This is a genomic window from Alteromonas sp. DY56-G5 (assembly GCF_041414725.1).
In the GTDB taxonomy this organism is placed as follows: Bacteria; Pseudomonadota; Gammaproteobacteria; order Enterobacterales; family Alteromonadaceae; genus Alteromonas; species Alteromonas macleodii.
In genome coordinates, this window is the sequence record NZ_JANHZQ010000008.1 from 39,983 (window position 1) to 59,792 (window position 19,810).

The window sequence follows — 19,810 nt, forward strand, 5'->3', positions numbered from 1 at the left end:
ATTTACACAAGCCATTGTTTTAAATAGCAATAAATAACACGTTTAGGTACATTTTGGTTATTGGCACTTTTTTAGCTTTGTACAAATGGATAACAAAAGTACGAAGGCGCTTATACAAGTATTAGTTGCCAACGGGCTTTAGAATACAAAGGCGTACACATAACCGACGGTTTATTTGTTAGCTACCACAATGCATGAGTTTCGGACAAAGGCGTCCCCAGTTCTTTCTTACGAGAGCGCTGCGGACGCCTTTTTTTGATCTTCTGGAACGCATTGAAACAGTAAACGCCAACACACAGATGACAACTTATTAATAACGACAACGTGAGGTGAAACCATGGCTTATCTTCTCCCCGCTGAGTTTGCAACCAAGATGGTAGATGCAGGCGAAGCCAAAATTTATATGTCTACACGAGATACTCTAATTCGCGCTTATATGGCAGGTGCAATATTGGCCCTTGCCGCTGTTTTTGCCGTTACCATTGCCGTTCAAACCGGCGTGTTTCTTCTTGGCGCAGTGTTATTCCCAGTGGGCTTTTGTATGCTCTACCTTATGGGGTTTGACCTATTAACCGGCGTGTTTGTACTTACCCCACTCGCTTGGCTTGCACAGCGACCTGGCGTCACGCCAAAACAAATTCTACGGAATTGGGGATTAGTATTCTTAGGTAACTTTGGTGGCGCATTAACCGTGGCCTTTATGATGTCGTTTATTTTTACCATGGGGTATAACGTGGATGGCGGTGCCATCGCGACTAAGGTAGCCAGCATTGGCGAAGCTCGTACATTGGGCTACGCAGAACACGGCGTTGCAGGCTGGTTCACCATTTTTATTCGCGGCATGTTGTGTAACTGGATGGTGTCGCTAGGCGTAGTGGGTGCAATGATTTCAACTCACGTTAGCGGAAAAGTACTAGCCATGTGGATGCCAATCATGCTGTTCTTCTTTATGGGTTTTGAGCACTCAGTAGTAAACATGTTCCTTTTCCCATTTGGCCTTATTATGGGCGGCGACTTCTCGGTTATGGACTACTTCATTTGGAACGAGATCCCAACTGCACTTGGAAATCTTGTTGGTGGCCTCGCCTTTACTGGACTAACCCTGTACACCACCCACGTTAAGACGCTACCCAAACGTACTATCCCTGTTGATAAAGCCGCTGCATCGCAAACACTGCCTATTTAATTAAGGCGCTTATCTTAAAGCCATCATGCCTTGTCCCTACAAGACACGTCATGATGGCGTTATCCGTTTCCTTGGAAATAACTAATTGGGCTCATAATTAAATATGCAGGTAAGAAGCAATTAAACATGAATGAGCGAGCCGCGTTAAACGCCCCAATTAACCCACCAGCTAACACGCTCAGTGTAAGTGCATTTTCTACAGCCGGCGTTAAAGCGATAAACCAAGATGCATACGCTTTCCATGTCTCTGATAACCCAAATCAAAGCAGCGTTTTTGTTATCGCTGACGGTGTAAGTAGCAGTACGGTTAGCCAGGTTGCTAGCGACTTTGCTACCAGTCAGTTTATTAAACTGTTTAAAATAGCGCCGGAACAATGGTCGGTTAAGACGCGCGCTGAAACCATTATTAAAGAGATAAACGCGCTGCTTTACACACGTACGCAAAGAAGTCCCTTTTGCTATACACCAGAAAAAGGTTATGTGTGCACGTTAACAGTGGCAGTGGTAACAGGCAATCACATGGATGTATTTCATGTGGGGGATTGTCAAATTCAGGCTATTTCTAAGAACGCACAGTCGCCTGTCTTACTCACAAAACCTCATCGTCAAGTATCGGAAAGTGAGCCTTCGCAGAGTTATCTTACTAAAGCATTAGGCGTTCAAGCACATATAGATATCGACCACACAACACTCACCCTCAACTCATCGAGCACGTTTTCGATAAGTAGCGACGGCGTTTATGAGTTTGTTTCGCTACCCACCATTCTTATGAAAATCAGTGAGGCCGATACGCTTTCTGAAAACCAAGCTGCGTTGGTAGTACATGAGGCATTTACTAGAGGAAGCGATGACAACCTCACCTTACTTCTCGTAAAGGTTCTTGTAGCTAGCCATGATGGCCTAGACGATCACAGACACCCACTGTATACAGGCGTTTCAACTTCACCTCATTCATCTGTACTTAACAGGCCGTTGGGCAACCAACTGATAACCAATTCTGAGGTTTCTGATGCTGCGATTCATTACTCAAATCAGCAGTCTGATGAACATGTATGCGAAGAGCCTGCTGCCGCAAATTTTAAGACGGGTGATGATGTTGATGGACTGAAGCTAGAACGACAGCTTTATACGTCGGCCCGAAGCCATGTTTTTATTGCCACCCATTCGTCTTGTGAAGCTACGCAGACAAACAGCCCTGTGGTTGTAAAAACGCCGGCTACCGACTTTACCCTATCACCAGAAATGGTAAATGGGTTCCTAATAGAGAGCTGGTTTTCGAGACGGATTAATTCGGCACACGTTATTAAAAGCCCAACGTTTACTGATTTGGGTTTACCGTACCCTCCTTCTGCTTTTTACAGCGTAAGTGAATATATTCAAGGTCAAACGCTAGCTCAATGGGCTGTTGATAATCCTACGCCGCCATTAGAGCAAGTTAGGAATATAATCGAGCAGGTTGGTAAAGGTTTACAGGCAATGCACCGTCAGGGCATTGTTCATAGGGATATACGCCCCGACAATATTATTATTAGCGAACAAGGGCACTGTACTATTATAGATTTGGGTTCAGCAGCCTTAGCCGATGCACCAAGCCTCTATAGTGACACACCTATTCCTGGCGCTGCACTTTTTTCCGCACCTGAATACTTTTTAGGAAATGTAGGCACAGAGCGCTCTGATCTGTTTTCCTTAGCCGTACTCACCTACTATCTCTTGTGCGGGCGTTACCCCTATGGCACAAAGCTCGCTCACTGTCGCACGTTGGCCGAGCAGAAAAAGTTAAAATACCAAACCGCATTGGCTCCTAATCGGCCAATACCTAATTGGGTTGATAGCGCTCTTAAACGTGCTTTGCATGTGAACCCTGACAAGCGATTTTCTTCACTATCTGAGTTTCTTTTTTCGCTTCGCTACCCAAATCCATCACAACATACGGCGTACGAGCCGTTAGTAAAACGACACCCTCTTTTTGTGTACAAGGTGCTAATACTGGCACTTATTTTCAGCAATCTAGTTACGCTCATTTTGTTTAACTAACCCTTTAAGGAAATGCAAATGATTACATCGAGAACCCAAGTTACCGACATGATCCAGTCAGCCAAAATTTTAAAAGGCATAAAGTGGAGTCAGATTGCCGAAGTTGTTGGTCAGTCAAAAGAATGGAGTACAGCAGCTTGCTTAGGACAAATGGCCATGACAAAGCAGCAAGCTGAATCTGTAGGTGAGTTACTTGAGCTTACCGACGAAGCGATTGCCTGGCTTCAAATCGTGCCTTACAAAGGCTCATTACCCACAGAAGTCCCTACCGACCCGCTTATTTATCGCTGGTATGAATTGGTGAGTGTGTATGGCACTACATTAAAGGAATTAATTCATGAAGAGTTTGGCGACGGCATCATGAGTGCCATTGATTTTTCTATGGATTTACAGCGCGAAAACGATCCTAAAGGTGACCGTGTCAGCGTAGTTATGTCAGGGAAGTTTCTGCCATATAAGATGTACTAAACGTATTTCAGGATGGGACACCCGACATAAAAAAAGCCGGTCATGCGACCGGCTTTTTAGTATTTCTTGAAGCGTAAGCTAACCCAAAGTCAGCTTACGTTCGCAAAGGCTAATTACTTAGCAGCTTTACGTGCTTTCGCTTCTTCAATTACTTTGTCAGCTACGTTCTGAGGACAAGCTGAGTAGTGGCTGAATTCCATAGAGAACTGACCACGACCAGATGTAATAGTACGTAGGTGACCGATGTAACCAAACATCTCAGATAGAGGTACGTCAGCCTTGATGCGAACGCCAGTAGCGCCAGCTTCTTGGTCTTTGATCATACCACGACGACGGTTAAGGTCACCGATTACGTCACCAACGTTGTCTTCTGGGCTGAACACGTCAACTTTCATCACAGGCTCAAGAATTTGAGGACCTGCTTTTGGCATTGACTGACGGAATGCACCTTTAGCTGCAATTTCGAACGCGATTGCTGATGAGTCAACTGCGTGGAAACCACCGTCGAATAGCTCAACTTCAACGTCTAGTACTGGGTAGCCCGCTAGAGGACCTACTTCCATCATACCTGCAAAACCTTTTTCGATTGCAGGGAAGAATTCTTTAGGAACGTTACCGCCCACAACAGTAGATGTGAACTTGAAGCCAGAGTTAGTTTCGCCCGGACGGATGCGGTAATCAATCTTACCGAACTGACCAGAACCACCAGACTGCTTCTTGTGCGTGTAGCTGTCTTCAACTGCTTGTGTGATAGTTTCACGGTAAGCAACTTGAGGTTGACCAACTTCTAGCTCAACGCCGTAAGTACGCTTCAAGATGTCTACTTTGATATCTAGGTGAAGCTCACCCATACCTTTAAGGATGGTTTCGCCAGAATCTTCGTCAGTTTCAACTTGGAAAGATGGGTCTTCTGCTACTAGTTTACCGATAGCGATAGACATCTTTTCGTTAGCGCCTTTGTCTTTTGGCTTAACAGCAATCGAGATTACTGGCTCAGGGAAGATCATTGGCTCTAGTGTACATGGGTGCTTAGGATCACATAGTGTGTGACCAGTTTGAACGTTCTTCATACCAACAACAGCTAGGATGTCACCTGCTTGTGCTGAAGTAAGTTCAGTACGTTCATCAGCGTGCATCTCAACCATACGGCCGATACGCTCAGTTTTACCCGTTGCGCTGTTAAGAATAGTGTCGCCTTTGTTTAGCTTACCAGAGTAGATACGGATAAACGTAAGGGCACCGAAACGGTCGTCCATGATTTTGAACGCAAGTGCACGGAACGGCTCGTCAACAGATACTGTTGCAACTTCACCAGTAGGCTCACCCGTTTCTTCGTCAGTTAGATCTTGTGGATCAACTTCTGTTGGAGAAGGTAGGAAGTCTACAACCGCGTCAAGAACTAGCTGAATACCTTTGTTCTTAAATGCAGAACCACAGTATGTTGGGAAGAACGCTAGGTCACGAGTACCTTTACGGATACAACGCTTGATGTCTTCTAGAGACGGCTCTTCACCATCCATGTAAGCCATCATTAGGTCGTCATCTTGCTCAACAGCAGTTTCGATTAGTTGCTCACGGTACTCGTTAGCCTTATCAACCATATCTGCTGGGATATCTACAACTTCGTAGTTTTCAGGAAGACCTGAATCGTCCCAGATGTACGCTTTCATATCTAGAAGGTTAACAACACCTGTAAACTCGTCTTCGATACCGATTGGAAGCGTCATTACTAGTGGGTTAGCAGCAAGTACTTTCTTAACTTGGCCAACTACACGGTAAAAGTCTGCACCCATACGGTCTAGTTTGTTTACGAAGATTACACGCGCAACTTCTGATTCGTTAGCATAACGCCAGTTAGTTTCTGACTGAGGCTCAACACCGCCAGAACCACAGAATACACCGATACCGCCGTCTAGTACTTTAAGTGAACGATATACTTCAACTGTAAAGTCAACGTGTCCCGGAGTATCGATGATGTTCATGCGATGATCTTTCCAGAAACAGGTTGTTGCCGCTGACTGGATGGTAATACCACGCTCAGCTTCCTGCTCCATGAAGTCAGTTGTTGATTCACCATCGTGAACCTCACCAGTTTTATGGATTTTACCAGTAAGCTTCAAGATACGTTCTGTTGTGGTAGTTTTACCCGCGTCTACGTGGGCGAAAATACCAATGTTTCTGTAATGAGATAAGTCTGACATTAGTTCACTTTCATTGGTTCAGAGTAAAAAAACGGCCGGATTATAAAGGATTTCTATACCAGATTTACACCTTTTTTAGCATAAACCTTAAATTCGTTTGCTAAAATCCGCGCCACCATTAATTCTTTTCTTTAAGTATCAATAACTTATTAATTAATGACACTTTTTTGAAAAATAACAAAATCACACCTCATCTTTTGAAGTGCGAACAATTGTTACTGTAACTTCATCTCTGTCGTGGTAGAGATGCCTCACCTTCACCGCAAATGCATCTTCCAAAGCATTTAATCGGCCCCTTAGCAACGTCATGGCTTCAACTACAGTTTCATAACGTTGTTTCATAGGTAACTTTAAATTGAATATTGCGTGCGTTGCCCAGTGCTTAACTAACCAATCACCCATCAATTTAGCTACCCTATCGGGTTGCTCTATCATATCACATACCAGCAAATCTACACGACCAAATTGTGGTCGATAGGTAAACCCGTCTGCCGCGTGATGTTCAACCAAACCCGTGCTCATTAAACTATCGGCTACAAGTCCATTGTCGATAGCTTCAACATACATTCCGCGCTTCACCAGCTGATATGTCCAACCGCCCGGGCATGCACCTAGGTCCACGGCACGTCCACCGCTTCGAAGTACCTTAGCCTGCTGTTTGTCGCTCAGCATATTCACTAAGGCATCTTCAAGTTTAAGCGTCGAGCGGCTCGGCGCATCACTTGGGAACTTTAACCGGCAAATACCCAAGTGATCGCCACTAGCATGACTGGGTAATGTATAGCCAATATGGCAAATCTCAAATGACTCAAAGAAAATATGTAGCTTTGGTTTACCTAAGTTTTCCTTTGCGGTGAGCCATCCCGCTTTTCTTAGGGCTTGGCGAAGAGGAACCGTAAACTTTCGGCAGAACTTTGCGAGGGTTTTACCTTCTTCTGTATCTGGGTATTCGACGTCTATGGCGCCAAAAATTTGAAATGGTTTTTCTACCTCTTTTAGGGCCTCAAGCACTTGCCCTACTCTGTCTTCTTTTTCTATATCGGTAAGAGTGGCAAAAACTGCCACCAGCTGACGAGGAAAAATACTGTCGTGAACAGCAAACTGAGTAATGGTTTGCTCTAGCTGCGAGCCATCATATAAATGATAAAGTACAAAGCCACTGTTCTTCTTCGACACTGGGTAGCCATAACATTGGGCTTCACCGTAACGAGAGGTAAGCTCGTTAGCCGTATCGTTTTCATAACCAGGTCGGCAATAACCTAAAATACTGGTGTTAGACATTACCTGCCCCCGGCATGTGGTGAGTTTTGTTCTGCTCTTCTTTTTGTTGCTTGTTTAAATCATGACCTTTTATCAGTCCTATCACTAACGACACCCATCCAATAATAAAGAACATGCCACCCAAAGGGGTTATCGGGCCAAACCATTTTATGCTGCTTATTCCTAGCGCGTATAAACTTCCACTAAACAACACCGTACCGGTAACGAAACAAAACGCTACCCGATTTGCCCACGTCGATGAGACAACGCCTGACAGCGCAGGCAAAAGCAGCAAGGCTAATGCGTGATACATTTGATAACGCACGCCAATTTCAAACGTGTTGAGCTGCTGTGCAGTTAATACGCTTTTTAAACCATGTGCGCCAAACGCACCTAGCACGACAGAAAGGCCCGCTAGCAATGCGCCTGCAATAAGATAAGGTTTAGCAACGGTGGCAAACCCAAGTTTTTCAGTTTTCATTAAATTAGTCTTTCGCTCTGATTTCTAATTAACCATTAATTATTTAAATGGGCTTCAATAAAAGAAGCGGTAAGCGTGGCAGCGGTAACAATATGTTCTTCCTGCGTTTTGCCACTTGCTTTGCGAGGCTTAAAACTGTGATCGCCGTCGTCTAAATAGGCGCATTCAATGTCTGTAGATAATACGCTGCGCTTTTTGTAATCCTCTACTTCGCTCTTTGTACCAAAGGTATCTCGTTCACCCTGAATAATAAGCAAAGGCTTAGACGCCGTTTGCAGATGGTCGGTGCGTGTTTTTTCTGGCTTACCAGGAGGATGGAACGGATAGCCCAGCGCTATCGCGCCTTTTACATTGCTCACCGCTTCGTACACCATGGTCGCCATACGCCCGCCCATCGACTTTCCACCGATGAACACAGGCAAGTTATGCAAGGCTTTGTTATCTTTGCTGCAGGTTTCAATCACCGCAGTAAAATGTGACATAAGTTTATCGGCTTTATCGGGAGGCCTACGCTTACCGGTAGCTTTTATGGTTTGCATATAGGGAAAGTTAAAAAGAACGGTTGATATACCTCTAGCAACAAGTTCCTTCGCAATGTCTTGCATGAACTCATGCTCCTTACCGGCGCCGGCTCCATGGCCTAGTATCAAACACGCTAAGGGCTTATCGGCTTCATGCAATTCAATGTCAAAACTAGGCTGTTCAGCAATGGTGTTCAACTTAGTCATATTACAACAAGTCCTCTTGTTCAGCTTCGACCAGCGCTAAGATCCAGTCTCTAAATGCCGCAATCTTACCGAGTTCAGCCTGTGATTCCTCACACACGAGATAAAACGCATCGCGACTCTCTACGCGTTCTTCAAACGGCATAACTAGCCTTCCCGCTTCAATTTCCGGTCTTGCAAGTACCGTGTTACCCAACGCAATGCCTTGACCGAGTGCAGCGGCTTGCAAAACTAGCATGGAGTGACTGAAAACCGGTCCTTGGTTAACGTTTACGCCAACCACACCTACATGCTTCAACCAATTTTTCCATGCAGTACGGCTTAAGTCGTGAAGCAACACGTGGTGCCGTAAGTCAGACAGGCTGGATAAAGGTTTGGGGCCTTGAAAAAGCATTGGAGAGCAAAGCGGAGTAAGAAACTCTCGATGTAGCTGGTCGGCTTGAAGACCAGCCCAACGACCTTTACCGTAATATATCGCAACGTCTACATCGTCTTCTAAGAAGCCTTCATCGAAATCAACTGCCTTGATGCGTACGTCGATGTCTGGATGCGCCAAACTAAACTTATGAATACGGGGTACCAGCCATTGGCTCGCAAAGCTGGGCGGCATCGCTACCGTGATAGCACCTTTACTGCCCTTCGCAAGTAGCCTTTCTGTCGCATCTTGTAAGTTTTTGAAGATATCTTTTAGCTCAAGAAAATAAGCTTGACCTTCTTCGGTTAGAAGCAGGGTTCTATTTCTTCGAAGAAATAGCTTCATCGATAAGAAATCTTCAAGCGCTTTTATCTGGTGGCTAACGGCAGCTTGCGTAACAAACAGCTCATCGGCAGCCTTAGTAAAGCTCAAATGGCGAGCAGCCGCTTCAAACGATTTCAAGGCGTTGAGAGGGGGTAAACGTCGATGCATATATCGTTTTTAATCCAGTGTGACCGAAGCATGACAAATTCATTAGTTTTTCTAATGACAACCCATACTTTTACTCGTTTTATTTTTCACCACCCACTGACTATAATTTACCCGAAATTAAAAAAGAACATTTAATTTCAGCATTTTATGATGAACATTTGTTAAACATTTTAACATTCATCAACAATTATTTAATTATTTTTATTAGGTGTGAAAATGAAAAAATTACTTTTAGCTAGTGTTTCTGTAATGGCTTTTGTAAGCGCTGCTGCAAATGCTAACGCACAACCAGAAAAGATCAATCTACAATCGTTAATCAACACAGCAATGACCAGCGTAAAAATGGCCGAAGTACTGCCAGAAAACGATGCGCACATTGTTGTGAAAAAGCAGTCTAAAGCGATTTTAGCTGAAGAGACGCAAGTTCAGCTTCACAAGAACTTATTAGCAATGACAAAAGGTGAAGAGCGCGTAAACGTTTCTGAAGCGGAATAAGCAACTCACACACCTGATACGCATGCCGGTGCTTGCACCGGCATACGCCATCAAATACTAGCTTAGGTATTACTTGTATCTAACGCGTCAAAACCTTTCACCAATTCATCTAGTGCTTTCATCTGCTGCAAGTAAGGCTCTAATTTTGCCAACGGCAGTGCGCAAGGCCCATCACATAGTGCTTCATCTGGGTTAGGATGCGCTTCTATAAATAGCCCTGCCAAACCTAATGCCATACCACTTCTGGCCAACTGTGCAGCTTGCGCTCTACGACCATCTGCAGACGTCGCTCGGCCACCCGGCATTTGAAGTGCGTGAGTCGCATCAAATATTACTGGGGCATATTCTTTCATTGCGTCCATGCCAAGCATGTCCACAACTAAATTGTTATATCCAAAGCAGCTACCACGCTCACAAAGAATAACCTTATCGTTCCCCGCTTCGCCTAGTTTTCCTATGATGTGACGCATTTCATGCGGTGCTAAGAATTGAGGCTTTTTCACATTGATAACGCTACCGGTTTTTGCCATTGCAACCACAAGGTCGGTTTGGCGCGCCAAGAAAGCAGGCAGTTGAATAACATCCACCACTTCAGCTACGGGAGCTGCTTGGTGCGGTTCGTGCACATCAGTGATAAGCGGAACGTTAAAGGTCGACTTAATTTCTTCAAAAATACGCAACCCTTCTTCCATGCCAGGCCCACGGTAAGAAGTCACAGATGAACGGTTCGCTTTATCAAACGAGGCTTTAAAAACGTACGGAATATTGAGCTTTTGCGTTACTTCAACATAGTGTTCTGCAATACGCATAGCGAGATCGCGAGACTCAAGTACGTTCATTCCACCGAACAGAGCAAACGGCAAGTGGTTGGCAACGTCAACGTTACCTACATTAATAATCTGTTGAGATTCAGACATTATCTATTTCCAATTAAATCTTAAAAAAGAGGTTGTTTGGTTACAGCAACCATAGCCGTTGCCATAAGCACAACAAGCGCTGCTACGAAAAAGCTCCATTTGCCTAACGCTGTTTTGGCTTTTTTCAATGCAAACAATCCAAACACTATGTACAGCACCACGCCCACAACTTTAAATGTGAGCCATGCATTAACTAAAGGATATTGAGACAAAATAATGCATAGCCAAATTGCGCTGGCTAATAGCACGGTATCAATGATATGAGGGAGAATTTTAACCCATTTTTTGCTAAGTGCTGTAGCGTCGAATTGACTCCATATAAAGCGAAAGACAAAAAATAATATGCTCAAGCCAACGGCGGTCATGTGAAGGTGTTTAGTCATCATGTACATAATGTGTTCCTGTTCTTATTAGATAGTAAGGCTGCTTCTGGTTACTTTAACACAGGTGTTAATTGAGCCGATTTAGTTTTACAGCAATGCAAAATTCAACAGACTCAGAATACGAGTAGCAGACTCAAAAAAACAGGTGCATGTAGCACCTGCCTTCGTTTTAATTATGGCGCCTGTTTAGAGGCTGTTATTGTAACGTATTACAGTACGTAAATAACGGAGAAATAAATCATTATGCGTCAGGGAATTGAGCTTGAATTGCCATAAAGGCCGGAAGGTCATTTAGCATACACTGAACTAAATCAGGGTCGAAGTGCTTGCCACTTTCCTCTTTCAATACGGCTTCAACCTTATCAATTGTCCACGCAGGCTTATACGGCCTTGCGTTTAACAGTGCATCAAACACATCAACTAACGTGGCAATACGGCTTTTTATATCAATTTCTTCGCCTTTAAGCCCGTCTGGATATCCCTTTCCATCCCAGCGTTCGTGATGTTGCTTTGCTAACATTGCTGCAAGTTGGATAGTGGGCCGGCTTGAATCTCGCAAGATCTGGTAACCAAATTCAGCATGCTGACGTATTTTAAATACTTCCTCTTCGGTTAACGGCGTCGTTTTGTGCAAAATAGATTTAGGCACTATAGACGTCCCAATATCATGGAGTGGCACGGCAAGGCGTAATGCGTGGATGTCTTGCTCGTTCAGCCCAACCTTTTCTGCCAACAGTTGCGCCATTTCAACCATTCTTGTGAGATTATTTGATGCATTTGACTCATGCTCTAACGCTCGACCTAAACGCTCAATTATTTCTTTCTGCGTCGCTTCAACATCTACGGTTTTAAGTACGTTGTCAAAAGCAAGCTGAACACTGTCTGAAAAGCGTTTTACCAGATGACGATCACTTTCCCCTATTCGTCTCGGTAATCCTGACAAGTACAAGAGTGCGCCATTGTGGCTTTTACTGTTGCAATAAGCCACAACGTGATCTTCTGCATAAACAATTTGCTTATCGCGCATGGCTCTTGCGCACAGGGCATATTCTTGTGCGCTAATCGCGTCTTTTAAAGGCACCCCTTCCTTACTGGCGTACTCACCGTTGCCAGCAAAAACATATAGTTCGTCGTCACCCAGTTTGTTGTTGCTGGTATTAATAGTACGCGATGTGGTTGCCACCGCTGTAGTAATGTAGGCTGCATCCTTTGAACAGCCCAGAATAGATGCCAGCTGTTGAATGATGCCCTGCATGAACTTTTCGAGGGAACGGGAGGAAAATAAATCCACAGACGCATCTATAATTTTTTCAAGGCCGCGTCTATTTTCTTCGATAACGATAATATCTCGATATGAGCGGAGCGCTGCAATGATAACAGTAAAAAGTTTTTGCGCGGTCAGTTCGGTTTTCGACTTGTAGTCGTTGATGTCGTAATTAATGATGACATCTTTTTCAGGGGCTTGGCCAGGTTGTCCAGTACGCAAAATAATACGCGTGAAATGATTGTCTAATTCGTTACGAACATACTCCGCCACTTTAAGACCGGCGTCATCAGTCTCCATAACAACATCAAGTAACACAACGGCGATATCATCATGGGTTTTGAAAATGGCCTTCGCTTCCTCTCCGCTATAGGCACTAACAAACTCAAGGGTTTTGCCATTTAAACTAAAGTCATTTAGCGCCAGCTTGGTAACGGCGTGTACTTCGGGTTCATCATCAACAATGAGTACTTTCCAGCTACCCAGATCATCTACTTCATTTTCATCGTCATCTTCTGCGAAAAGAAAGTCATCATTCATCTGGTACGTCCTGTAGTGTAAGAGATTGTTTAACTTAGTGCTTTTTGAGGTCTTACAACCGCTTAATAGATACTAATGTAAAACAAAATATTAGCAAGTTTGCAATTAAATTTTGATAACTACAGAAAAGATAACTTCTTTGAAGGTTAAAACCTACTGCCACTGTCCTAGCGTTACACGGTCATTGTCGCCGTAGTCTTTAATAGTTTTGACGTCTATAAATCCCGCATCTGCAAGCAAAGCGTTAACCGCTGCCCCTTGGTCAAAACCGTGTTCGAATGCGAGCAGCGCGCCTTTATTGAGGTATTGAGGTGCGTTATTGATTATGTGTTTAATGTCGTCTAGACCATCACTACCCGAAGTTAATGCTGTTTTAGGCTCAAAACGCACATCGCCCTCATTAAGGTATGGACTGGATTCTTCTATGTAAGGTGGGTTTGAAACAATAATGTCGAAGGTTTGATCTGCCAGAGCACTAAACCAGTCACTTTGAACAAAATGCGCATTGGCTATGCTATTAGCGTGGGCATTACGGGTAGCAAGGTTCACCGCCCCTGCTTGAAAGTCTACGCCAGTAACGGATGCTTCTGGCAGTTCGCTCGCTAATGCCAAAGCAATAGCGCCCGTACCGGTTCCCAAATCACAGATTGATAGGGATGCAGAGGATTGTTGATTTGCCCAATTAAGCACTTGCTCAACCAGCACTTCGGTATCAGGTCGTGGAATTAAGGTATCTGGCGAGGTAAACAGTGACAGGGTCCAGAAATCACGCTTGCCGATAATATAAGCCACGGGCTCACCCCGTTTACGCTTGGCCACATCTGATTCAAATTGCGCTTTTTGGGTGGCATTCAAGGTTTTATCAGGCCATGTGAATAGGTAAGTTTGTGACTTACCTAGAACGTTCGCCAACATGACTTTGGCATCAATGGAGGGTGACTCCCCACCCTCTAGTTGCTCAGCAGCCCATGCTAGGGCGTTGTCTATGCGCATTGTTTTTCTATAAACAGTTTATGTAACAAGACAGCGTTATTCGTCCGACAGTGAAGCCAACAGATCGGCCTGATGCTCTTGCAAAATTGGGTCGATAAGCTGTTTCAGATCACCTTCCACCACTTCATCTAAACGATAAATAGTTAGGTTGATACGGTGATCGGTTACACGTCCCTGCGGGAAGTTATAAGTACGAATTCGCTCAGAGCGGTCACCGCTACCGACTAGGCTCTTACGGGTAGAAGCCTCTTCTGCTGCACGCTTTTCTTCTTCAATCTGATTTAAGCGCGCTTGAAGTACCGACATCGCTTTCGCACGGTTTTTGTGCTGTGAACGCTCGTCCTGACATTCCACTACCAAGCCTGTTGGCAAGTGGGTAATACGAATCGCCGAGTCGGTTTTGTTAACGTGCTGACCACCCGCACCTGATGCACGGAAGGTATCGATGCGAAGCTCTGCAGGGTTAATTTCAATTGCCTGCGACTCTGGAATTTCTGGTAATACCGCCACAGTACATGCCGAGGTATGGATACGGCCTTGTGATTCGGTTTCTGGTACACGCTGTACGCGGTGACCGCCCGACTCGAATTTCAATACGCCGTACACGCCATCGCCGCTAACATTCGCAATGACTTCTTTATAACCGCCATGCTCACCTTCATTGGCGTTAACCAACTCTACACGCCAGCCACGACTTTCGGCATAACGGCTGTACATGCGGAACAAGTCACCTGCGAATATTGCCGCTTCGTCACCACCCGCACCAGCGCGAATTTCCAAGAAACAGTTGTTATCATCGTTAGGATCTTTTGGCAGGAGTAGCACCTGAAGTTCAGTTTCAAGGCGTTCAATTTCCGCCTTGGCATCTTTCATCTCTTCCTGCGCCATCTCGCGCATGTCGGCGTCGTCTTCATTCAGCATTTCCTGCGCTGAAGCCAAGTTTTCTTGTGCTTGCTGATAAGCATTAAAGCCTGCCACTACATCTTCTAGCTGACTGAACTCTTTTGACAAGTTGCGAAACTTATCCTGATCGCCGATAACTCCAGGGTCGCCTAACAACGCCTGAACTTCTTCGAAACGCTCGACTAAGTGTTCGAGTTTCCTAACTACCGACTCTTTCATATGCTTCTTATTACCTTATTTATTTTCGTCTGACGAAAAGTCAGATAAATCTAATGCCTGTCCCATCCATCGGCTCAATGCCGGGTCATCGTGCATGGCAGCCTCGCGTAACGCTAAGGTAGTTGGGTGCAATAGCGTATTAGTTAATTTATACGCCATTTCTTCTAATACCGTTTCGGCATTTTTACCTTCTGCTAATTGCGCTTTGGCTTTTTCCACAATATCGTCACGCTGTGCCATGCCTTTCTGGCGATACTGTCTTACTAAATCTATCGATTGCTGCGACTGCTTCCACGTCATGTAGTCGCCAGCTTGTTTGTCGATGAGCTTTTCCGCTTCTTTTGCTGCTTGCTCGCGGTTTTCTAAATTCTTCTGAACAATATGCTGCAAATCATCAACGGTATAAAGATAGGCATCGCCTAGCTCGTTAACCTCTGATTCGATATCTCGTGGTACTGCAAGGTCAACCAAAAACATCGGCATGTTTTTGCGCTGCTTAAGGGCTTTCTCCACCATACCCTTGCCAATTAAGGGCAGTTGGCTAGCGGTAGAGCTTATCACGATATCAAAGTCTTTTAAGTGCTCTGGCACCTGCGATAAGGTAAACACACTTGCATCTAGTGTTTCAGCTAAGGCTTCTGCTCGCGCTACGGTTCTATTCGCCACCGCCAAACAGCTCACGCCCTGCTCTTTCAAATGCTGAGCCACAAGTTCAATGGTTTCGCCAGCTCCCACTAATAACACTGAACGTTTTGGTAGTTCAGCGAATATATGCTTGGCCAACTGAACGGCTGCATAAGCCACGCTTACCGCGTTTGCACCTATATCTGTTTCACTGCGAACTCGCTTCGCCACCGAAAACGTATGTTGAAACAGCTTATCAAATTCGCTGCTCACCATACCTGAGTGTTTTGCATCACCAAACGCCTGCTTCACCTGACCTAAGATTTGAGGTTCTCCCAAAATCAGTGAATCAAGTCCGCTGGCTACACGCATAATGTGCTTTACCGCTTCATCCTGCGCGAGCACATAGCTGTTATTGGCAATCTCTTCTACATCCAAGTGATGGAAATCACTTAACCATTGTAAAAGCTTTTGGCCTGTGTCGTCTTGAGTATTAACGTATAGCTCAGTGCGGTTACAGGTCGATACAATGACAGACTCATCTACGCCTTCCAGCTTTTTTAAACTCGCAAGCGCTTCCACCAGAGAATCTGGTGTAAAGGCCACTTTTTCGCGAAGTGCTACTGATGCTGTTTTGTGGTTAATACCGAGGGCGAGTAAAGTCATTAAAATCTGTGCTGGCAACGTCGGAGCGGCATTGTACGAAAAACCCAAAATGATTGAAAGTGTTGGTGAAACTGTGTTCCCATAATGTCACAATTAAATGTGTTTTATTTTTATACAGGTAACGCGCCTTAATGATTCGCTTTATTTCCCTACTGTTGTTTCTCTGCTTCGTACTGAGCGCATGCACAACCGCTCCCAAAGGCCCAGAAAACGCGGTAAACCTCACGGCCCAACTTGAAAAAGTTGCTGAAGTACATCAGTGGCAAATGCGCGGAAAAATTGCATTTCGCCAAGGAAAGGAAGCGGCCAGCCTTAATTTAGTCTGGAAAAACGATTCCGGTGATTTTGATTTTCGATTAACCAATTTTCTAGGGGTAAGTCTGGTTAACCTTAACGTTACCCAGCAGCAGTCGGTATTAGAGGCTGACGGTGAAACGTATGTAGATGCTCTACCAGAACCACTTATTTATCAGATTACGGGAATGGTCATTCCGGTGGAATCACTATTGTCTTGGGTAAAAGGCTTACCGCTAGACGGTGATAAATTCACCCTAACTGAAAAAGGGTTGGTTAATACCCTTGAAAGCTATTGCCGAGGTTGCCGCAATTGGCAAGTTGCTTATGGTAATTACGGTAGTGTTGAACTAGATGATGGCACATCTGTATGGTTGCCTCACAGCATAACGCTTACCCAGAATGAAACGCCGGACATGCCTAATACTCAGCTTAAAATTAAAATTTATCAGTGGACTCTGTAGTGAACTCATCTGTTTCAGAACATAAAGATTGGTGGCCTTCCCCCGCTAAACTGAATCTTTTTTTACATATTCTTGGCCGCTACGACAACGGCTATCACCAGCTTCAAAGTCTGTTTCAAATGCTAGATTACGGCGATGCACTCGCCTTTGACATAAGTACAGACGACACAACGATTCGCATGGAAACACCTCTTGATGGTGTGCCAGACGATGACAATTTAATTGTAAAAGCAGCGCGACTGCTGGCAACAAAAACAAAATGTGATAAAGGTGCCGTTATTTCGTTAGACAAGCGCCTTCCTATGGGGGGCGGCATTGGCGGGGGTTCTTCGAATGCAGCCACCACGTTAGTGGCGCTTAATCACCTTTGGAACACAGGGCTAAGTGAAGATGAACTGGCTGAGCTCGGGCTATCTTTAGGCGCTGACGTACCTATTTTTGTGCGAGGTCTAACAGCATTTGCAGGAGGCGTTGGAGAAGACATAACGCCAGCTCCCCAAAAAGAACAGTATTTTCTTGTAGCGAACCCAAATGTTCATGTCAGTACAGCAGAAGTGTTCACCTCGCCGGATTTGCCCAGAAATACACCTGCGATACGTTGGGAAGACTATAAATTTGAAAAAACTTGGAATGATTGTCAGCAATTAGTCGCGAATCGCTATCCTGAAGTTGCAAAATTATTACAGTGGTTGGTACACTACGCACCGTCGCGAATGACGGGCACAGGTGCATGCGTGTTTGCCACTTTTTCTGACTACACTTTAGCCGAACAAGTTAGGGCTCAAATGCCTGAAACTTGGCAGAGTTTTGTCGCAAAAGGTGTGAATCGCTCACCACTATTAGACAAATTAGAACAACAAAGATAGCGTGTACGCCACATCGGACAAGAACTTAAAAATTGGGGTATAGCCAAGTTGGTAAGGCAGCGGGTTTTGATCCCGCCATCCGTAGGTTCGAGTCCTGCTACCCCAGCCAAACCTCTTTTATCAACGCACTGAGGAACCACTTGTGCCAGATATGAAGCTCTTTGCAGGTAATGCCGTACCAGAACTTGCCCAGAAAGTTGCCGATCGCCTCTACACCAAACTTGGAAATGCCAAAGTTGGCCGTTTCAGTGACGGTGAAATCAGCGTAGAAATTCATGAAAACGTCCGTGGCTCGGACGTTTTTATTATCCAGTCTACGTGTGCGCCTACTAACGATAACCTTATGGAACTTATTGTGATGATCGACGCACTACGTCGCGCATCAGCTGGTCGTATTACAGCAGTAATTCCTTACTTTGGTTATGCACGCCAAGACCGTCGTGTTCGTTCAGCTAGGGTGCCAATTACTGCGAAAGTAGTGGCTGACTTCCTGTCTAACGTTGGTGTTGACCGCGTACTTACTATCGACCTACACGCCGAACAGATTCAAGGTTTCTTTGATGTTCCGGTGGATAACGCATTCGGTACTCCTATCCTTCTTGCTGACATGGTAAGACGTGATTTTGCCGACCCTGTAGTCGTTTCTCCTGACATTGGCGGTGTTGTACGTGCACGTGCTACTGCGAAACTACTTAACGACACCGACCTTGCCATTATCGATAAGCGTCGCCCTAAAGCGAACGTGGCTCAGGTAATGAACATCATTGGTGATGTAAAAGACAGAGACTGCATCATTGTCGATGACATGATTGATACAGGCGGTACGCTTGCAAAAGCAGCCGAAGCACTTAAAGCACATGGCGCGCGCCGTGTTTATGCTTACGCGACTCACGCTATCTTTTCAGGCAACGCTGCAAACAATCTTAAAGAGTCTGTTATTGACGAAATTATCGTTACCGACTCTATCCCATTAAGTGCAGAGATGAAGCAAATTGGAAAAGTAAAACAGCTTACTTTATCTGAGATGCTTGCAGAAACTATTCGTCGCATCAGCAACGAAGAGTCTATTTCAGCAATGTTTGAATACTAAAATTTAAATATTGTTACTCCTACCAAAGAGCTGGCCCATGTAAGTGGCGCCGGCTCTTTTTTTACCTTTCTTTTTTCTTTGAAAGCGAACATCACCTTAAAAATAAGAACAGTACATCAAGCCAAACACATTCCGTTTAGGCCTTAAATATACTTTATTGCCGTTTTCCGACTCGTTAATGTGACTTTCTTTTCATCAATTTTAGGTTTAACGTTAAGAATTGTTGTGCGTTAAAACTAATATTAAGGACATAAAATGAAAACAAAAACACTATGCCTTGTTGCAGTAATTGCTGCCCTTTTAAATACAGCAGGCTGCTCTGGAGATGACGACTCAGTGAAACAAGCAGATCTTGAGAAACAAGGAACTGAAATGAAAGACAAATCTTCCACAGTTCAAGCTAACGATAAGGCGTCTATGCCCAAGGAACTGGTAGCCGAACCAGTTACTCAGGCTGAAGCCGTAGAAGATAATGCAAAAGGTGAAGTCACCATGAAGGGCAGTATTATTTATAAAGATCTCGAAGGCGGTTTTTATGCTTTTATTGCTGAAAACGGCGATCGCTATACGCTACATGGTTTAGATGAAACTTATCAAAAGAACGGCCTTGTTGTGGAAGTTAAAGGTACGCCTAAACCTGATATGATGACCTTTACGCAATTCGGTACGGTACTTCAAGTATCAAGCGTTAAAGTACTCGATACCAGTAAAGTCATTGATAACCTGCAAACACAATGATCGAGAATATAGCTTTGCGTGTAGCAAATTACTTATAAAGGTAATTAAGCTAGCGATTTAGCAATTATAGAATTTTTGCGTACGCGTGA

General features: G+C 44.6%; 19 protein-coding genes and 1 tRNA gene. 9 read left to right on the top strand and 11 right to left on the bottom strand.

The features are described 5' to 3' along the window. The first annotated feature begins 337 nt into the window (after positions 1 to 337). From NO989_RS05920 to cynS, 3 genes are all read left to right on the top strand, one after another. Positions 338 to 1,186 carry a formate/nitrite transporter family protein gene (locus tag NO989_RS05920; RefSeq protein WP_014949030.1) on the top strand — a complete coding sequence of 283 codons (849 nt, stop codon included), beginning with the start codon at positions 338 to 340 and terminating at the stop codon, positions 1,184 to 1,186. Between the two features lie 126 nt (positions 1,187 to 1,312). Beyond that, a complete protein-coding gene (locus tag NO989_RS05925) occupies positions 1,313 to 3,223 on the top strand; it encodes a protein phosphatase 2C domain-containing protein (protein ID WP_061485414.1) in 1,911 nt (636 codons plus the stop codon). Between the two features lie 18 nt (positions 3,224 to 3,241). After that, positions 3,242 to 3,691 (top strand): cyanase, encoded by a 450-nt coding sequence (cynS, locus tag NO989_RS05930; RefSeq protein WP_061485412.1) that lies wholly within the window; start codon positions 3,242 to 3,244, stop codon positions 3,689 to 3,691. Between the two features lie 113 nt (positions 3,692 to 3,804). On the opposite strand, the gene fusA is transcribed toward cynS, so the two are convergent. The 5 genes from fusA to NO989_RS05955 all read right to left on the bottom strand — a co-directional run bounded on the left by fusA (position 3,805) and on the right by NO989_RS05955 (position 9,265). Beyond that, positions 3,805 to 5,892: an elongation factor G gene (fusA, locus tag NO989_RS05935; RefSeq protein ID WP_061485411.1), complete on the bottom strand. Its 2,088-nt coding sequence runs from the start codon at positions 5,890 to 5,892 to the stop codon at positions 3,805 to 3,807. 183 nt (positions 5,893 to 6,075) lie between these two features. Beyond that, the gene (gene rlmM, locus NO989_RS05940) at positions 6,076 to 7,173 is read right to left on the bottom strand and encodes a 23S rRNA (cytidine(2498)-2'-O)-methyltransferase RlmM (protein WP_061485408.1); all 1,098 of its coding nucleotides are present in this window, start codon (positions 7,171 to 7,173) and stop codon (positions 6,076 to 6,078) included. Beyond that, on the bottom strand, positions 7,166 to 7,633 hold the full coding sequence (locus tag NO989_RS05945) for a DUF423 domain-containing protein (protein ID WP_061485404.1): 468 nt from the start codon (positions 7,631 to 7,633) through the stop codon (positions 7,166 to 7,168). The genes rlmM and NO989_RS05945 overlap by 8 nt, the downstream gene beginning before the upstream one ends. Before the next feature lie 35 nt (positions 7,634 to 7,668). Then, a complete protein-coding gene (locus NO989_RS05950; RefSeq protein WP_014976158.1) occupies positions 7,669 to 8,361 on the bottom strand; it encodes an alpha/beta family hydrolase in 693 nt (230 codons plus the stop codon). A 1-nt stretch (position 8,362) separates the two neighbouring features. Next, positions 8,363 to 9,265 (bottom strand): transcriptional regulator GcvA, encoded by a 903-nt coding sequence (locus tag NO989_RS05955; RefSeq protein WP_014949024.1) that lies wholly within the window; start codon positions 9,263 to 9,265, stop codon positions 8,363 to 8,365. A gap of 216 nt (positions 9,266 to 9,481) precedes the next feature. On the opposite strand from NO989_RS05955, the gene NO989_RS05960 reads away from it, so the two are divergent. Then, on the top strand, positions 9,482 to 9,760 hold the full coding sequence (locus NO989_RS05960) for a hypothetical protein (protein WP_014949023.1): 279 nt from the start codon (positions 9,482 to 9,484) through the stop codon (positions 9,758 to 9,760). 62 nt (positions 9,761 to 9,822) lie between these two features. Here NO989_RS05960 and kdsA read toward each other — a convergent pair whose 3' ends face one another. The 6 genes from kdsA to hemA form a co-directional block, all read right to left on the bottom strand. Then, complete coding sequence (kdsA, locus tag NO989_RS05965; protein WP_061485402.1) at positions 9,823 to 10,677, bottom strand: 3-deoxy-8-phosphooctulonate synthase; 855 nt, start codon at positions 10,675 to 10,677, stop codon at positions 9,823 to 9,825. Between the two features lie 20 nt (positions 10,678 to 10,697). Then, on the bottom strand, positions 10,698 to 11,069 hold the full coding sequence (locus NO989_RS05970; protein ID WP_061485400.1) for a SirB2 family protein: 372 nt from the start codon (positions 11,067 to 11,069) through the stop codon (positions 10,698 to 10,700). A gap of 232 nt (positions 11,070 to 11,301) precedes the next feature. Continuing rightward, on the bottom strand, positions 11,302 to 12,864 hold the full coding sequence (locus tag NO989_RS05975) for a response regulator (protein ID WP_014949020.1): 1,563 nt from the start codon (positions 12,862 to 12,864) through the stop codon (positions 11,302 to 11,304). Positions 12,865 to 13,017: 153 nt separating this feature from the next. Further along, positions 13,018 to 13,857, bottom strand: coding sequence for a peptide chain release factor N(5)-glutamine methyltransferase (gene prmC, locus NO989_RS05980; RefSeq protein ID WP_321825279.1), 840 nt, complete (start codon positions 13,855 to 13,857; stop codon positions 13,018 to 13,020). A gap of 36 nt (positions 13,858 to 13,893) precedes the next feature. Next, positions 13,894 to 14,979, bottom strand: coding sequence for a peptide chain release factor 1 (prfA, locus tag NO989_RS05985; protein ID WP_168463541.1), 1,086 nt, complete (start codon positions 14,977 to 14,979; stop codon positions 13,894 to 13,896). Positions 14,980 to 14,994: 15 nt separating this feature from the next. Continuing rightward, positions 14,995 to 16,269: a glutamyl-tRNA reductase gene (gene hemA / locus NO989_RS05990; RefSeq protein ID WP_321825278.1), complete on the bottom strand. Its 1,275-nt coding sequence runs from the start codon at positions 16,267 to 16,269 to the stop codon at positions 14,995 to 14,997. Between the two features lie 131 nt (positions 16,270 to 16,400). On the opposite strand from hemA, the gene lolB reads away from it, so the two are divergent. The 5 genes from lolB (at position 16,401) to NO989_RS06015 (ending at position 19,721) form a co-directional block, all read left to right on the top strand. Continuing rightward, positions 16,401 to 17,027, top strand: a complete 627-nt coding sequence (lolB, locus tag NO989_RS05995; protein WP_131138404.1) for a lipoprotein insertase outer membrane protein LolB — start codon at positions 16,401 to 16,403, stop codon at positions 17,025 to 17,027. Then, the gene (gene ispE, locus NO989_RS06000; protein WP_321825277.1) at positions 17,027 to 17,893 is read left to right on the top strand and encodes a 4-(cytidine 5'-diphospho)-2-C-methyl-D-erythritol kinase; all 867 of its coding nucleotides are present in this window, start codon (positions 17,027 to 17,029) and stop codon (positions 17,891 to 17,893) included. The genes lolB and ispE overlap by 1 nt, the downstream gene beginning before the upstream one ends. A gap of 33 nt (positions 17,894 to 17,926) precedes the next feature. Continuing rightward, positions 17,927 to 18,002, top strand: a tRNA-Gln gene (locus NO989_RS06005). Positions 18,003 to 18,035: 33 nt separating this feature from the next. Next, positions 18,036 to 18,983, top strand: coding sequence for a ribose-phosphate pyrophosphokinase (locus NO989_RS06010; protein ID WP_014949014.1), 948 nt, complete (start codon positions 18,036 to 18,038; stop codon positions 18,981 to 18,983). Between the two features lie 255 nt (positions 18,984 to 19,238). Continuing rightward, positions 19,239 to 19,721 carry a hypothetical protein gene (locus tag NO989_RS06015; RefSeq protein WP_061485392.1) on the top strand — a complete coding sequence of 161 codons (483 nt, stop codon included), beginning with the start codon at positions 19,239 to 19,241 and terminating at the stop codon, positions 19,719 to 19,721. The last annotated feature ends 89 nt before the right edge of the window (positions 19,722 to 19,810 follow it).

What these genes read in the sequence shown, in the direction of transcription:
- fusA (WP_061485411.1), bottom strand. Translation starts at nt 5,892, where the DNA reads ATGTCAGACTTATCTCATTACAGAAACATTGGTATTTTCGCCCACGTA.
- cynS (WP_061485412.1), top strand. Translation starts at nt 3,242, where the DNA reads ATGATTACATCGAGAACCCAAGTTACCGACATGATCCAGTCAGCCAAA.
- NO989_RS05945 (WP_061485404.1), bottom strand. Translation starts at nt 7,633, where the DNA reads ATGAAAACTGAAAAACTTGGGTTTGCCACCGTTGCTAAACCTTATCTT.
- rlmM (WP_061485408.1), bottom strand. Translation starts at nt 7,173, where the DNA reads ATGTCTAACACCAGTATTTTAGGTTATTGCCGACCTGGTTATGAAAAC.
- NO989_RS05920 (WP_014949030.1), top strand. Translation starts at nt 338, where the DNA reads ATGGCTTATCTTCTCCCCGCTGAGTTTGCAACCAAGATGGTAGATGCA.
- NO989_RS05970 (WP_061485400.1), bottom strand. Translation starts at nt 11,069, where the DNA reads ATGTACATGATGACTAAACACCTTCACATGACCGCCGTTGGCTTGAGC.
- lolB (WP_131138404.1), top strand. Translation starts at nt 16,401, where the DNA reads ATGATTCGCTTTATTTCCCTACTGTTGTTTCTCTGCTTCGTACTGAGC.
- kdsA (WP_061485402.1), bottom strand. Translation starts at nt 10,677, where the DNA reads ATGTCTGAATCTCAACAGATTATTAATGTAGGTAACGTTGACGTTGCC.
- NO989_RS05955 (WP_014949024.1), bottom strand. Translation starts at nt 9,265, where the DNA reads ATGCATCGACGTTTACCCCCTCTCAACGCCTTGAAATCGTTTGAAGCG.
- prfA (WP_168463541.1), bottom strand. Translation starts at nt 14,979, where the DNA reads ATGAAAGAGTCGGTAGTTAGGAAACTCGAACACTTAGTCGAGCGTTTC.
- NO989_RS05950 (WP_014976158.1), bottom strand. Translation starts at nt 8,361, where the DNA reads ATGACTAAGTTGAACACCATTGCTGAACAGCCTAGTTTTGACATTGAA.
- hemA (WP_321825278.1), bottom strand. Translation starts at nt 16,269, where the DNA reads ATGACTTTACTCGCCCTCGGTATTAACCACAAAACAGCATCAGTAGCA.
- NO989_RS05925 (WP_061485414.1), top strand. Translation starts at nt 1,313, where the DNA reads ATGAATGAGCGAGCCGCGTTAAACGCCCCAATTAACCCACCAGCTAAC.
- NO989_RS05960 (WP_014949023.1), top strand. Translation starts at nt 9,482, where the DNA reads ATGAAAAAATTACTTTTAGCTAGTGTTTCTGTAATGGCTTTTGTAAGC.
- NO989_RS06015 (WP_061485392.1), top strand. Translation starts at nt 19,239, where the DNA reads ATGAAAACAAAAACACTATGCCTTGTTGCAGTAATTGCTGCCCTTTTA.
- NO989_RS05975 (WP_014949020.1), bottom strand. Translation starts at nt 12,864, where the DNA reads ATGAATGATGACTTTCTTTTCGCAGAAGATGACGATGAAAATGAAGTA.
- prmC (WP_321825279.1), bottom strand. Translation starts at nt 13,857, where the DNA reads ATGCGCATAGACAACGCCCTAGCATGGGCTGCTGAGCAACTAGAGGGT.